Here is a 14,206-nt window from a genome sequence, read left to right as displayed (position 1 = left end):
TTCGACCTCTGGGAGCCATCGAGCGGGGATCGGCCCTGCTCCCGGATGGAGCCTCCCCATGTCCCACGATCTCACGCTCGCTCGGTCTCACGCGCTCGATCTCGCTCGTACCCTGATGGTCCCGGTCGTTCTCTTTCGCTCCGGCGCCGAATTCGGCGTCCTGCCGGCCGACGAACTCGACGAGGGCGACGATGTCGAGGTCCTCGCCGAATACGATCCGTGGCGGGCTCATTGAGCCCGTTTCCTCACGGGGCGAGGGTCCGGTACGGAGGGGCGCCGCGGCGGCCGAGGTCGGAGCCTCGGCCGCTCTCCGTGCCGGGAGGCCGCGAGAGGGAGAGGGCGGACCGGAGGTCCATGACGGGTGAAGGCCGGAGAGAGGGTCTTCCGGCGCCCGTCGCGGAGATTGGTTCCATGAACATGCAGGTTCTCGATGCACGGCGCGAGGCGAGCGGCGGCTACAAGGTGGATGTGACGCGCGGCGAGCGGGTCGGGCGGGTGTCGTCGGAGTGGTTCTCGCGGCCCGACGACGAGCGCTTCCTGTCGCTCGGCGATCTCGGGCGCGCCGTGCGCGACCGATCGGAGCGCAGCCGTACCCGCGTCGTCGCGACCGACCACATTCATGTCGAGGCGAACCGCAGCGATGGTGAGCGTCTGGCGCTGATCCTGCCGGGGGCGGAGGCGCCGGTCGTGCCGACGCATTGGAGCTTCGGCCAGCTCGCTGCCCAGGTCGGTGCACCCGCCACCTATCTGCGCCAGCTCCCCGCCGCACTCGCCGGCATCAATCTGCAGTATGGGCTGAGCACTCATCGCGGTGAGCAGATCAAGACGCTCGAGACCGACGACGGCCGGGTCGAGCTGCGCGCGGTCACCGGGCCGGACTACGGCCGCATCTACGATCACGAACTGGTCGAGGCGGTGCAGCGCATCGCCGGCAACGGCACCGGCGATACGCGCTGGAAGATCCCCGGCGCACTCGACTGGTCGACAGGCATCTACAACCCGCGCGTCGACGTCACCCGGGACACGACGACGCTCTACGCCAGCGACTGCGACGTCTTCCTGTTTCTGGTCGACGATCTCAACCCGATCGAGGCGGGGCGGCTCCCCGACGGCTCGCCCGACCTCTTCTTCCGCGGCTTCTACTGCTGGAACTCGGAGGTCGGCGCCAAGACGCTCGGCATGGCGAGCTTCTATCTGCGCGCCGTGTGCCAGAACCGGAACCTGTGGGGCGTCGAGGATTTCGAGGAGATCACCATCCGCCATTCCAAATACGCCGCCTCGCGCTTCGCCCACGAGGCGGCGCCGGCGTTGATGAATTTCGCCAATTCGTCGCCGCGTCCCTTCGTCGAGGGCATCCGGGCGGCGCGCGAACGGATCGTGGCGAAGACCGACGAGGACCGTAGCGACTTCCTGCGGCGCCGTGGCTTCTCGAAAGGCGAGACTGCGAGGATCATCGAGACGGTGCTCGCCGAGGAGGGTCACTCGCCGTCGAGCATCTTCGACTTCGTTCAGGGGATCACCGCGGTCGCCCGCGACAAGCCGCATCAGGACGCTCGCCTCGACATGGAGGCGAAGGCGAAGAAGCTGCTCGATCGTGCGGCGTGATCCCGAGGGCGGGGGGAGCTCTTCGCCTTCGGTTCATTGCCCCATCCGTCGTCTCGCCCCTGTGGCGCTGTCCTTGAGAGGAAGAGGGCGGCGCTGCGCTTCGTGACGGGTTCGAGCCGGAGAGAGAGTCTTTCGGCGCTCGTCGTGGAGCAGGATCCATGACCAAGACTTCCCAGAAGATCACCTTGGCGTCGTCGCGCGACATCCCCTTCGACAAGCTGGTGCTGAGCCAGTCGAACGTCCGGCGCGTCAAGGCCGGGCTGTCGATCGAGGAGCTCGCCGAATCGATTGCCCGGCGTGGGCTCATTCAGTCGCTGCACGTCCGCGCGGTCGTCGATGCCGAGGGCCGCGAGACCGGCCTCTTCGAGGTGCCGGCAGGCGGTCGCCGCTATCGTGCGCTCGAACTACTGGTGAAGCAGAAGCGTCTTGCCCGGACCGCCCCGGTTCCCTGCGTGGCTTCCGAGGCGAAGGGCGACGTCCTGATCGACGAACTGTCGCTCGCCGAGAACATCGAGCGGGCGCCGCTCCATCCGCTCGACCAGTTCCGCGCCTTCCAGGCGATGCGCGAGAAGGGGATGACCGAGGAAGCGATCGCTGCCGCCTTCTTCGTCGGCGTTGCCGTGGTGAAGCAGCGCCTGCGCCTCGTCACCGTGTCACCGAAGCTGCTCGATCTCTACGCCGATGACGCGATGACGCTCGAGCAGCTGATGGCCTTCACCGTCTCCTCCGATCATGCCCGCCAGGAGCAGGTGTGGGAAGCGGTTCGCCAGGGTTGGCAGAAGGAGCCGTGGAACATCCGGCGGGCGCTGACCGAGACGTCGGTCGCGGCCTCCGACAAGCGCGCCCTCTTCGTCGGGCTCGAGGCCTACGAAGCGGCGGGCGGGACGGTGCTGCGCGATCTCTTCCAGGCCGACGGCGGCGGGTGGCTCGAGGACGTCGCCCTGCTCGATCGGCTGGTGAGCGAGAAGCTGAAGGCGAAGGCCGACGAGATCGCCGGCGAGGGCTGGAAGTGGATCGAGGCCGCCGTCGGGTTCCCCTATGGCCACACCCAGGGCCTGCGTCGACTCATCGGCGTGGCCATCGACCTGACCGAAGAGGAGCGTGCGACGATCGCCGCGCTGGAAGCCGAGCGTGATCGTCTCGAGGCGGACCACGCCACGGCCGACGAATATCCGGAGGAAGTCGACGAGCGGCTCGGTGAGATCGAGACGGCACTCGCCGCCTTCGAGGATCGACCGGCGCAGTTCGATCCCACCGAGGTCGGCCGCGCCGGTGCCTTCGTCGGGCTCGATCCGCAGGGCCGGCTGACGGTCGAACGCGGGTATGTCCGCCCCGAGGACGAGCCGATGGTCGACGCGGAGACCGGCGAGATCCTCGAAGTGGAGGACACCTCCGAACCCGGTCGCCAGGAGCCGATCTCGCGGTCGAGCACCGTCACCTTCGCCGGAGAACCGGTCCCGGCGAACGAGATGGACGAGGACGACGACGGGCTGAAGCCGCTCCCCGACCGTCTCCTCGCCGAGTTGACCGCCCACCGCACGCTGGCGCTCCGCGACGCGGTCGCCGGCCATCCGCAGGTCGCGATGACGCTGCTGCTGCACAAGCTGGTGTCGGACACGTTCTTGTCCCGAGCACCGACCGGTTGCCTCGAGGCGAGCGTCCGCCAGGTCTGGTTCCCCGCGCAGAACGAGGAGCTGAAGGACTGCCCGTCGGCGCAGGCGGTCGCCGAGCGACAGGAGCAGTGGGGCGATCATCTGCCTGCCGACGACGAGGCGTTGTGGGACTGGCTCGATGCGCTCGACGAGGCGAGCCGGATGGCGCTCCTCGCCCACTGCGTCTCCTACGGCGTCAACGCCCTGCACGAGAAGCCGAACCCCTATGGCGGCTCGGGCATCACCGAGCAGGCCTTGCGCACCCGGCTCGCCCAGGCCGATCGGCTGGCCCGCGCCGTCGGGCTCGACATGGTGGAGGCCGGTTGGCGGCCGACGGTCGCCAACTACCTCGGCCGCGTCCCCAAGGCGCGCATTCTCGAGGCGGTGCGCGAGGGGGCCGGCGAACGGGCGGTGCAGCTCATCGACCACCTGAAGAAGGGCGACATGGCGAGAGAAGCCGAACGCCTGCTCGCCGAAACCGGTTGGGTGCCGGAGCCGCTGCGGCGATCGGATCTCGACGACACGGCCGCCGAGCCGATGGTCGAACCGAACGATGGTGACGGCGGCGACCTGCCGGCCTTCCTCGGCTCGGGCGACGACGACGGCGCAACGACCGACGACGAAGAGCTCTCCGCCGCGGCGGAATGATCGGACGACACGGGGAGGGGCCTCGGCCTCTCCCCGCTTCCATCGCCGATCCCGCGCCCGGCCGTCGATGCCGGGCGAACTCGTTTCAGGAAAGGTGTCCCCCATGAGCATCCCCGAACACGCGCGGGCGAACTTCGAGACGCTCGTTCGCGCGGCGAAGAGTGACGATCTCGCCCTGATGGAATGCGCCGACGCTGCGACCGGCGCGCCGCGCTGGGTCATCTGCGCCGTCGGACGCGCCGGTGAGGACTTCGTCTTCACGCCCTTCGGCCATCTCGCCGAGGGGAACCCGTTCGAGGCCTATGTTCCGCCGATCTGACGCCGACGAGATGTCAGCTCCCTCATCCGGCGCCCTGTGCTCGCAGGGCGCCGTTATCTTTTGGAGCATCCTCAAGGAGGGCCGGTCTTGTTGGCGATCAGGCTTCCCGCACTTCGTCGTGCCCTGCTGCTCGCGCTACCTTCACGAATTTCCGGTCGAAGGTCACGAAACCCTCGCACGCCTGCGCCTGTCCGAGGTGAAGGGCGTCGGCAAAGTCCAGTCCCTTGTCCGCGAGGTCGAGTGCAGCGGCGACGAGATCGGCTTCGGCGATCGTCACTGTCGGCAGGCCGGCGAAGGCGCGCAGGGCGCGCGTCACATCGCCGACGCCGAAACCATAGGCGCTGCGCAACACCCATTCGACTTCGAGGACCACGGTGAGGCCGACGAAGACCGGATTCTCGTCGACTAGCTTTCTCGCACGCATCGACTGCTCGGGGTGGTCTCCGGTCAGGTAGCGGACGACCAGATTCGTATCAATCGCGATCATGGCGACGGCGAGCCTCGGCCAGAACGGCGGCATCCATCTCGTCGAGCGACTTCGGCGCTCCGCTCACCGGGAGCATGGCGAAGACCTCTCCCGGCCGGGTTTGGCAGAAGGTCGGCGCCGGCTTGAGGAGCACACCGTCGGGGGTGTCTTCGACGACCAGCCGTGTGCCCGCATCCCAGTTCCGCAGGCGACGGATCGCCTTGGGCAGGATGACCTGCCCTTTGGTGGAGACCTTGGTGAGGAGTGGTTCGGATCCGGCCATGCGAGCGCTCTGAGGGTAAGACGAAAGTAAGATAGTCCCGACCTTCTCCCGTTGCAAGGTCGGGGAGGGGATGCCGAGGAGAGGAAGAGGGCTGCCGGGGCGAGGGGAACCCGGGCGGAGGGAGAGAGCGCCGGTCGGGAGACCTCACCCTCGCTCTCTTCGGGGTTCCCGATGAACGTCATTCCGTCTCCCTCTCATGCCGCGACCGCATCAGCCGTTGCGCCCGCTGCGGCGATCCTCGCCGCCGCACGCACGCTGCTGCCCCAACTCGAACGCGGCCAGCCGATCGACACCAGGCATTTGCGTGAGGCCATGGAAGCGGCCTTCGGCGCGTCCGATGCCGCTGGCGCCTGGGATTGGAAGGACGCCTATGAAGCCGGGGAGGTCGCGGCCGTCCTCTTCCTGCAGAAGTACGGTCGCGCCCTCTTCCGCAAGGCGTCGACGCCGGCCGCCCGGCTCGCCGCGTTCGAGAAGATTGCCGCACTTCTGCCGACCCACACTCGCCGCTCGGAGGAGAGCCGGGCGCTGCAGCAGTTCTCGACGCCGATCCCGCTCGGACTCGCCGCCGTCCTCGCCGCCGCGATCGGACCGGGCGATCTGGTGCTGGAGCCGTCCGCCGGCACCGGGCTCATGGCCGTCTTGGCCGAGATCGCCGGTGGCCGGCTCCTCCTCAACGAGCTCGCCGAGACCCGTGCTGAGCTGCTGACGGCGCTCTTCCCGTCGGCTCCGATCACGCGCTTCGACGCCGCGCAGATCGACGACCATCTCGACCCGGATGTCCTTCCTTCCGTCGTGGTGATGAACCCACCTTTCTCGGCGCTGGCCCAGGTTTCGGGCCGCGTCGCCGATGCCGCCGTCCGCCACGTCGCTTCTGCGCTCGCCCGCCTCGCTCCTGGTGGTCGGTTGGTCGCGATCACCGGCGCCGCCGTCGGTCCGGAGACCCCCGAGTGGCGCGATGCCTTCGTACGCTTCCAGGAGCGTGGTCGCGTCGTCCTCTCCGCGACAATCTCCGGGTCGGTCTTCGCCCGGCACGGGACGACGTTTCCGACCCGACTGACCGTGATCGACAAAATTCCGGCTGACGATCCGACGGTGTTGCCCGCATCGGTCGGCATGGCGCCCGACGTCGCGATGTTGATGGCCTGGATCGAGACGCAGGTGCCACCGCGCCGACCCGCCACGTTGCCGTCGACCCGTGCTCCTCTGCCGCCGATCCTCTCGCCTCGCGCGCGGCGACCGCTCCCGATTTCTGCTCGGCCGCACCCGTCCGCGGCGACGTCTTCCGAACCGCAGGGTGTCGAGCTCGCCTACGAAACTGTCGACTGGACGCCGCCCGAGGGGACCCGGCTGACCGAGGCGCTCTACGAGGACTATACCCTCCAGTCGATCCGCATCCCCGGCGCCGTGCTTCACCCGACCCAGCTGGTGCAATCGGCCGCCATGGCCTCGGTCGCCCCGCCGAAGCCGAGCTACCGGCCGCGAGTTCCCGCCGACATCCGCGGTCGTCTCTCCGAGGCTCAGCTCGAGACAGTGATCTATGCCGGGGAGGCGCATGCCGGGCATCTCGCCGGTTCCTGGACGGTCGACGAGACCTGGGACGTCGTGAGGGCGGCGCCTGTCGGCGCCGAAGGCGTCGTCCGCTTCCGCCGCGGTTTCATGCTCGGCGACGGCACTGGGGCCGGCAAGGGCCGTCAGTCGGCCGGGATCATCCTCGACAACTGGCTGCAGGGTCGGCGGAAGGCGCTGTGGATCTCGAAGTCCGACAAGCTGATCGAGGACGCGCAACGCGATTGGGCGGCCCTCGGCCAGGAACGCCTGCTGGTCACGCCGCTGTCGCGGTTTGCGCAAGGGCGGCCGATCACCCTCTCCGAGGGCATACTCTTCACCACCTATGCGACGCTGCGTTCCGAGGAGCGCGGCGATAGAGCCTCGCGCGTCCGCCAGATCGTCGACTGGCTGGGGTCTTCCTTCGACGGGGTGATCGTCTTCGACGAGAGCCACGCCATGCAGAACGCCGGCGGAGGTAAGAGCGAGCGCGGTGACGTCGCGCCCTCGCAGCAGGGCCGCGCCGGGCTGCGTCTCCAGCACGCCCTTCCCGACGCCCGCGTCGTCTACGTCTCGGCGACCGGCGCCACCACGGTCCACAATCTCGCCTATGCCCAACGGCTCGGCCTCTGGGGCGGTGAGGACTTCCCCTTCGCGACACGGGCGGAGTTCGTCGAGGCGATCGAAGCCGGCGGCGTCGCGGCGATGGAGGTGCTCGCCCGCGATCTGCGCGCGCTCGGTCTCTACACCTCGCGTTCGCTCTCTTATGAGGGCGTCGAATACGAACTGCTCGAGCACCGGCTGAGCGACGAGCAGCGCCGCATCTACGACGCCTATGCCGGCGCCTTCGCCATCATCCACCGCAATCTCGATGCGGCGATGAGGGCCGCCAACATCACCGGCTCCGAGGGCACGCTGAACGCCCGAGCGAAGTCCGCCGCACGCTCCGCCTTCGAGAGTGCCAAGCAGCGCTTCTTCGGCCATCTCCTCACTTCGATGAAGACGCCGACGCTGATCGCTTCGATCGAGCGTGATCTGGAGGTGGGCCATGCCGCCGTCGTCCAGATCGTCTCGACCGGCGAGGCGCTGATGGAGCGCCGCCTCGCCGAGATTCCGACCGACGAGTGGAACGACGTCCGCGTCGACATCACGCCACGGGAATATGTCCTCGACTATCTCGCCCATTCCTTCCCGGTTCAGCTCTACGAGCCCTTCACCGACGGCGAAGGCAACCTCGCCTCGCGTCCGGTCTATCGTGACGGGCAACCGGTCGAGAGCCGCGAGGCGGTAGCGCGTCGTGACGAGCTGATCGAGCATCTGGCGAGCCTGCCGCCGGTGCCCGGAGCCCTCGATCAGATCGTCCAGCGCTTCGGCACCGAGAAGGTCGCCGAGGTGACCGGTCGCTCCCGCCGCATCGTCCGCAAGGGCGACCGCTTCGTCGTCGAGACCCGCGCGCTCTCGGCCAATCTCGCCCAGACCGCCGCCTTCATGGACGACGGCAAGCGCATTCTCGTCTTCTCCGACGCCGGCGGCACGGGGCGCAGCTATCACGCCGACCTCGCGGCGAAGAACCGACGTCTGCGCATTCACTATCTGCTCGAGCCCGGCTGGAAGGCGGACGCCGCCATTCAGGGGCTCGGTCGCACCAACAGGACCAATCAGGCGCAACCACCACTGTTCCGTCCGATCGCCACCGACGTGAAGGCGGAGAAGCGGTTCCTCTCGACCATCGCCCGTCGGCTCGACACGCTCGGCGCCATCACCCGCGGCCAGCGCCAGACCGGCGGGCAGGGCCTGTTCCGCCCCGAAGACAATCTCGAAAGCGTCTACGCCCGCGACGCGTTGCGCCAGCTCTATCAGTTGATCGCGCGAGGCAAGATCGAGGGCTGCTCGCTCCACGACTTCGAGACGGCGACGGGCTTGAGGCTCACCGACGAGACCGGCCTTCGCGACGAACTGCCGCCGATCACCACCTTCCTCAACCGCCTCTTGGCGCTGACCCTCGATCTTCAGGCGATCCTCTTCACCGCATTCGAGCAGTTGCTCGACGCGCGGGTTCAAGGCGCGATCGCCGGCGGTGTCTACGATCTCGGGCTGGAGACGTTGACGGCGGAGAGCTTCGTCGTCACGGATCGTGCGACCATCTACACCCACCCGACAACCGGCGCCGAGACCCGGCTGCTCACGCTTACCGAGCGCCGCCGCAATCGACCGATGTCGCTCGACGACGCCTCCGACCTGCTCCGACGCGACGGCGCGCGGTTGCTGGTCAACGAACGCTCCGGTCGCGCCGCCGTCGAGGTTCCGGCGCCGTCGCTGATGCTCGACGACGGCGAGATCGAGCGACGCGTCCGTCTGATCCGGCCGATGGAGAGTTTGTCGGTCTCGCGCGCCTCAATGGTCGAAAGTAGGTGGGAGCCGGCCGATCGGGAGACCTTCGCGCTCGCCTGGCGGAAGGAGGTGCTGGCGACGTCCCCCTTCACCGAGACCACGCTCCACATCGTCGCCGGGCTATTGCTGCCGGTGTGGAAGCGGCTGCCGAACGAGTCGACCCGGGTCTATCGCCTCCAGACCGACGATGGCGAGCGCATCACCGGCCGGCGGGTCTCGCCAGGATGGGCCGCGACCGTGATCGCCACGGGTGTCCCGACGCTTTCGCCGGCAGCGGCCCATACTGCTCTGATCGAGGGGCGGACCCTCGTCGATCTCGAAGAGGATCTCCAGCTCCGCCGGGTGCGCGTCATGGGGACGAACCGCATCGAGCTCGTGGGCTTCACCGAGGCGATGCGCGAGCGGCTACGGACCTACGGCCTCTTCACCGAGATCATCTCCTGGAAGCTCCGCTTCTTCGTGCCCATCGACCGGAGCGGGGTAGATGTTCTCGCTCGGCTCCTCGCGGCCTATCCGATCCGACGCATCACCGCGCGCGAGGCCTCGTGATGTCCCGGCAAGAAGCTGCAGAAATGGCGCATCGTCTGGCCAGTCGTGCGGAGGCGGTGTGCCGGGTCTACCTTTCCAACGGTCGCCGACAAGGCTGCTACTGGCAGGTCGGCGACGCCCGTAACACCCCCGGCCGTTCGATGTTCGTTCGGCTCTTCGACGACGCCCGTGGACCTGCCGGCAAATGGTGCGATGCCGCCACCGGCGAATACGGTGATCTCCTCGACGTCATCCGCGAGGCGCTCGGGCTGACCCGCTTCACCGATGTGGTCGCCGAGGCGCGGAGGTTTCTCGGGGATTCACGGGGCGAGCTTGCATGTTCACCACTGAGGCCGAACGCAGGGCGTTCACCCACGCGGTCGGTGGAGGCTGCCCGCCGTCTTTTCCGCATGTCGCAGCCGATCGCCGGGACAATCGCCGAGACCTATCTGCACGCTCGCGGTATCACCGATCTCTCCGACACCGAATGCCTGCGCTTCCATCCTCGCTGCTGGTGGCGACCCGACGTCGGCCCGACCGAAGCACGACCGGCGCTGATCGCTGCCGTCACCGATCTCTACGGTCGGATCACCGGCGTCCATCGCACGTGGCTTTCCGCCGATGGATCGGACAAGGCCGCGATCGATCCGCCGAGGAAGGCGATGGGCAACCTTCTCGGCAACGCCGTCAGGTTCGGGGTGGTGGACGACGTGCTGGCGGCCGGTGAGGGCATTGAGACCGTGCTCTCGCTCCAACAGGCGCTGCCCTTCCATCCGGCGATCGCCGCGCTCTCGGCGGCCCACCTCGCGGCCGTCCGTCTTCCGGCAACCTGTCGCCGCCTCTATGTGCTTCGCGACCGTGATCAGGCCGGGAAGGGCGCATGCACGCGATTGCTCGACCGGGCGAGGGCCGCTGGGATCGAGAGGGTGATTCTGGTGCCGCGGCTCGCGGACTTCAACGAAGATCTCAATCGTTACGGCGCCGACAGTCTGCGGGATTGGATCCGACCGCAGCTCGTCGCGGGGGATGCCGAGCGATTCATGGCCCGGATCGCGTGAGTGGCGAGGCAGGGAAGGGGTACCGTCGTCGTGCTCCCGGTCTGCCCGGAGTTCGGGTGGGACCGCGTCCCGGCCTTGCGAGAGGGCGATCGGCTCGACGGTCGGGACGGTCCGGCAACGGCTGCGGCCGACGATCTTCCGCCGCCCTCCGGGCTTTGCATCGCGAGGCAAGATCGCCGTCCTTCGCCGTCCTCCGCGTTGCTTCGGCCCGGTGGCTTCACCGGGTGCAGGTCCGTCCGCGCCCGTGAGCTTCGTCGCCATCAGGCCGCGAGGGCGCGGTCCAACCGACGGAGCATCCCATGAGCGGGCACGACGACTTCGAACCCCATCACGCCGCCTCTTCGACCGATCGTCTCCTCACCGAACTCCAGCTCTACGGCTGGCGCCCCTTCCAGAACGAGCCCGATCCTCGGCCGCTTCCCGAGGTGCCCCGCGTCGCCGGCGCCATCGTCGACATCTTCGACGCCCTGATCTCGACGCTCGCCGACACCCGCCTCGAACCCGACCTCGACGATCTCCTCTGGTCGACCGTCAATCTCTTCCACCGCGCCTGCCGGCGGATCGAAGGCCAGCTCGACGAGAACGAGGCGGCGCAACGTCGCTCGCAGTCCGAACAGGACGGTAGCGAGGTCCGTTCGGTCGAACTGGAACGGTTGATCGCCGAAGGGCAGACCCTGATCGAACGCCGCGACGCCTTCGAACTGATGCGCGACCAGGCCGCCGAGCACCATGAACGCCACACCGGTTCATTCTGGCGTCCGCACGTCGGATCGATGGTCTCCCACCGCAATCTCACTGCCGCAGTCGTCGACAGCCGCGATTTCCTCGCTGCCAAGCGTCGCGCCGAGACCGAGGTGATGGTGCCGGCGGGTCCGAAGATCGCCTTCACCGGTGGCGACACCGCCGATCACGCGACCATCTTCGCCAAGCTCGATCAGATCCGCGCGAAGCACCCCGACATGGTGCTGCTGCACGGTGGCTCCCCGAAGGGCGCCGAGAAGATCGCCGCTCGCTGGGCCGACATCCGCAAGGTGCCTCAGGTCGCCTTCAAGCCCGACTGGGCCAAGCACGGCAAGGCCGCGCCCTTCAAGCGCAACGACCAGATGCTCGCCGTGTTGCCGATCGGCGCCGTCGTTTTCCCCGGTACCGGCATCCAGGACAACCTCGCCGACAAGGCGCGCAAGCTCGGCATCCCGGTCTACCGGTTCGGCAAGGGCGGCGCGTGAGCGCTGCCCTTTTCAGTCGCAGATGAATACCCAGCCTCCTCGGCCGATACCGATCTACACCCGCGCTACGGTCGACTCATCGAACGCTCAGAACGCCGTGAATTCGACAGTGATCTTGCTCGCGCGTTCACGCCGCGCTAAGTGCTTTACCCAGGGGGTCTCGCGCGACTACCCCGTGAGGCCTCGGCCCAAAGATCGCGTCCACCGACCTTGCAAGAGGGATGGACGCACATGCCTTCCAACACCGAAATCTCCGTCGCCCAACTCGCTCGGCTCGTCGGCACTCCCGCCGCTCCAGCCATCGTCGACGTGCGGATGGACGACGACATGGCCGCAGACCCGCGCTCGCTGCCCGCCGCAGAGCATCGGGATCCGCTCACCGTCGCTTCTTGGGCGCCGCTCTATGCCGGACGTCGGGTGGTGGTGGCCTGCCAGAAGGGCGGCAAGCGCGCTCAGGGTTCCGCCGCGCGGCTGCGCGCCGAAGGCATCGCCGCCGAGACGCTGGAGGGCGGCTTCGAGGCTTGGCGGGAGGCGGGCGCTCCGCTGGTCACGCGGGCCGCTCTGCCGCCCCGCGACGGCGACGGGCGCACCGTGTGGGTCACCCGCGCCCGCCCCAAGATCGACCGCATCGCCTGTCCGTGGCTCATCCGCCGCTTCGTCGATCGGCGCGCGGTCTTCCTCTATGTCGATGCGGCGGAAGTGCCGGCCGTCGCCGAGCAGTTCGGAGCCGCCCCCTTCGACATAGACGGCGCCTTCTGGAGCCATCGCGGCGAGCGCTGCACCTTCGACACGATGCTCGACGAATTCGGCCTCGCCTCGGAGGCGCTCGCCCGTCTGGCGACGATCGTCCGCGGCGCCGACACCGGCCGCCACGACCTCGCGCCGCAGGCGGCCGGCCTCCTCGCCACCTCGCTCGGATTCTCGCGCATATATCGCGACGACCTCGAGCAACTCGACGCCAGCATGCCGCTCTACGACGCGCTCTATCGCTGGTGCCGCGACGCCGTCGCGGAGACCCACGACTGGCCCGCCGATCGGCGTTCCAAGTGAGGACGGGCCGCGTGACCGACACCGACACCGTGACCGTCCCCGCCGATCGCACCGCACCCCCGGCGGCCCCGAGCCTCGCCGAGGCCGCCGCCCTTTGGCTGAAGATCGGCTGCCTCAGTTTCGGCGGCCCGGCCGGCCAGATCGCCCTGATGCACCGCGAACTGGTCGAAGAGCGCCGCTGGATCTCCGAGCGGCGCTATCTCCATGCCCTCAACTACTGCATGGTCCTGCCCGGACCCGAAGCACAACAGCTCGCCACCTACATCGGTTGGTTGATGCACCGTACCTGGGGCGGGATCGTCGCCGGTGGACTCTTCGTTCTGCCGTCGCTCTTCGTGCTGATCGCGCTGTCGTGGATCTACTGCGCCTTCGGTGACGTGCCGCTGGTCGCCGGGCTTTTCTTCGGCATCAAGCCGGCGGTCACCGCGATCGTCCTCCAGGCCCCCCACCGGATCGGCATGCGGGCCTTGAAGAACCGCGTTCTGTGGGGCATTGCCGCGGCCTCTTTCGTCGCGATTTTCGTCTTCGACGTGCCGTTCCCGATCCTCGTCGGCCTTGCGGCGCTGGCCGGGTGGATCGGCTCCCGGCTTCTGCCGCAGGCCTTCCGCGCCGGCGGCGGGCACGGGACGGCGGGCAGGAGCCACGGCGCGGCGCTCATCGACGATACGACGCCGCCCCCGCCGCATGCCCGCTTCTCGTGGGGCCGGCTCGCTCTGGTCGCCGTCTGTGGGCTCGCGCTGTGGCTGGCGCCGATGGCAAGCCTGACGGCGGCTTTCGGCTGGGATCACACGCTGACGCAGATGGGCTGGTTCTTCACCAAGGCGGCGCTGCTCACCTTCGGCGGTGCCTACGCCGTTCTTCCCTATGTCACCCAGGGCGCGGTCGGGCACTACGGCTGGCTGACCCCGACCCAGATGATCGACGGCCTGGCGCTCGGCGAGACGACGCCGGGGCCGCTGATCATGGTGGTGACCTTCGTCGGCTTCGTCGGCGGCTGGACGCAGGCGCCGTTCGGGCCGGAGGCGAAGCTCGTGGCGGCACTGGCCGGGGCGCTGCTGGTGACCTGGTTCACCTTCCTGCCGTCCTTCGTCTTCATCCTCGCCGGCGGGCCGTTGGTCGAGAGCACTCACGGCAACATCGAGTTCACCGCACCGCTGACCGCGATCACCGCGGCGGTCGTCGGTGTGATCCTCAACCTCGCCCTGTTCTTCGGTTGGCACGTGCTGTGGCCCGAGGGATGGAGCGGGCGGTTCGACTGGATCTCGGCGCTGATCGCGCTCGCTGCTGCGGTGGCCCTCTTCCGCTTCCGCCGCAGCGTGGTCGAGGTGATCGCCGCATGCGGGGCGATCGGACTGGCGGTGTCCCTCTTGCACTGAGAAGCCGGCTTCGGCACTCCGTCGAGACACACTCGGAAACCGCGCCGGCTCGGGAGCGA

Annotated in this window: 11 protein-coding genes; 9 read left to right on the top strand and 2 right to left on the bottom strand. The window is 68.5% G+C overall.

Annotation, left to right across the window (positions count from 1 at the left end; genetic code table 11):
* Positions 1-58: 58 nt before the first annotated feature.
* The 4 genes from ACT541_RS19030 (at position 59) to ACT541_RS19015 (ending at position 4,224) form a co-directional block, all read left to right on the top strand.
* Entirely contained in the window at positions 59-235 is a 177-nt protein-coding gene (locus ACT541_RS19030) for a hypothetical protein (protein ID WP_476138675.1), read from the top strand.
* Positions 236-411: 176 nt separating this feature from the next.
* Positions 412-1,605 (top strand): DUF932 domain-containing protein, encoded by a 1,194-nt coding sequence (locus tag ACT541_RS19025; protein WP_476138674.1) that lies wholly within the window; start codon positions 412-414, stop codon positions 1,603-1,605.
* A gap of 158 nt (positions 1,606-1,763) precedes the next feature.
* Positions 1,764-3,905 (top strand): ParB/RepB/Spo0J family partition protein, encoded by a 2,142-nt coding sequence (locus ACT541_RS19020; RefSeq protein WP_476138673.1) that lies wholly within the window; start codon positions 1,764-1,766, stop codon positions 3,903-3,905.
* Between the two features lie 103 nt (positions 3,906-4,008).
* Entirely contained in the window at positions 4,009-4,224 is a 216-nt protein-coding gene (locus tag ACT541_RS19015) for a DUF6117 family protein (protein WP_476138672.1), read from the top strand.
* 97 nt (positions 4,225-4,321) lie between these two features.
* Here ACT541_RS19015 and ACT541_RS19010 read toward each other — a convergent pair whose 3' ends face one another.
* Positions 4,322-4,711: a type II toxin-antitoxin system VapC family toxin gene (locus tag ACT541_RS19010; protein WP_476138671.1), complete on the bottom strand. Its 390-nt coding sequence runs from the start codon at positions 4,709-4,711 to the stop codon at positions 4,322-4,324.
* The gene (locus ACT541_RS19005) at positions 4,698-4,973 is read right to left on the bottom strand and encodes an AbrB/MazE/SpoVT family DNA-binding domain-containing protein (RefSeq protein WP_476138670.1); all 276 of its coding nucleotides are present in this window, start codon (positions 4,971-4,973) and stop codon (positions 4,698-4,700) included. The genes ACT541_RS19010 and ACT541_RS19005 overlap by 14 nt, the downstream gene beginning before the upstream one ends.
* 171 nt (positions 4,974-5,144) lie before the next feature.
* Between ACT541_RS19005 and ACT541_RS19000 the strand changes: the two genes are divergently transcribed.
* The 5 genes from ACT541_RS19000 (at position 5,145) to chrA (ending at position 14,147) form a co-directional block, all read left to right on the top strand.
* Positions 5,145-9,458 carry a strawberry notch-like NTP hydrolase domain-containing protein gene (locus ACT541_RS19000; protein ID WP_476138669.1) on the top strand — a complete coding sequence of 1,438 codons (4,314 nt, stop codon included), beginning with the start codon at positions 5,145-5,147 and terminating at the stop codon, positions 9,456-9,458.
* A complete protein-coding gene (locus ACT541_RS18995; protein WP_476138668.1) occupies positions 9,458-10,495 on the top strand; it encodes a DUF7146 domain-containing protein in 1,038 nt (345 codons plus the stop codon). The genes ACT541_RS19000 and ACT541_RS18995 overlap by 1 nt, the downstream gene beginning before the upstream one ends.
* A 299-nt stretch (positions 10,496-10,794) precedes the next feature.
* Positions 10,795-11,721, top strand: coding sequence for a DUF2493 domain-containing protein (locus ACT541_RS18990; protein ID WP_476138667.1), 927 nt, complete (start codon positions 10,795-10,797; stop codon positions 11,719-11,721).
* Between the two features lie 231 nt (positions 11,722-11,952).
* Positions 11,953-12,771 carry a chromate resistance protein ChrB domain-containing protein gene (locus tag ACT541_RS18985; protein WP_476138666.1) on the top strand — a complete coding sequence of 273 codons (819 nt, stop codon included), beginning with the start codon at positions 11,953-11,955 and terminating at the stop codon, positions 12,769-12,771.
* An 11-nt stretch (positions 12,772-12,782) separates the two neighbouring features.
* A complete protein-coding gene (gene chrA / locus ACT541_RS18980) occupies positions 12,783-14,147 on the top strand; it encodes a chromate efflux transporter (protein WP_476138665.1) in 1,365 nt (454 codons plus the stop codon).
* The last annotated feature ends 59 nt before the right edge of the window (positions 14,148-14,206 follow it).

It is taken from the genome of Pinisolibacter sp. DMC100, from assembly GCF_056313705.1.
The sequence above is the reverse complement of the archived record's forward strand: the minus strand, read 5'-3'. Positions and strand labels throughout refer to the sequence as shown.

What these genes read in the sequence shown, in the direction of transcription:
- ACT541_RS19030 (WP_476138675.1), top strand. Translation starts at nt 59, where the DNA reads ATGTCCCACGATCTCACGCTCGCTCGGTCTCACGCGCTCGATCTCGCT.
- ACT541_RS19025 (WP_476138674.1), top strand. Translation starts at nt 412, where the DNA reads ATGAACATGCAGGTTCTCGATGCACGGCGCGAGGCGAGCGGCGGCTAC.
- ACT541_RS19020 (WP_476138673.1), top strand. Translation starts at nt 1,764, where the DNA reads ATGACCAAGACTTCCCAGAAGATCACCTTGGCGTCGTCGCGCGACATC.
- ACT541_RS19015 (WP_476138672.1), top strand. Translation starts at nt 4,009, where the DNA reads ATGAGCATCCCCGAACACGCGCGGGCGAACTTCGAGACGCTCGTTCGC.
- ACT541_RS19010 (WP_476138671.1), bottom strand. Translation starts at nt 4,711, where the DNA reads ATGATCGCGATTGATACGAATCTGGTCGTCCGCTACCTGACCGGAGAC.
- ACT541_RS19005 (WP_476138670.1), bottom strand. Translation starts at nt 4,973, where the DNA reads ATGGCCGGATCCGAACCACTCCTCACCAAGGTCTCCACCAAAGGGCAG.
- ACT541_RS19000 (WP_476138669.1), top strand. Translation starts at nt 5,145, where the DNA reads ATGAACGTCATTCCGTCTCCCTCTCATGCCGCGACCGCATCAGCCGTT.
- ACT541_RS18995 (WP_476138668.1), top strand. Translation starts at nt 9,458, where the DNA reads ATGTCCCGGCAAGAAGCTGCAGAAATGGCGCATCGTCTGGCCAGTCGT.
- ACT541_RS18990 (WP_476138667.1), top strand. Translation starts at nt 10,795, where the DNA reads ATGAGCGGGCACGACGACTTCGAACCCCATCACGCCGCCTCTTCGACC.
- ACT541_RS18985 (WP_476138666.1), top strand. Translation starts at nt 11,953, where the DNA reads ATGCCTTCCAACACCGAAATCTCCGTCGCCCAACTCGCTCGGCTCGTC.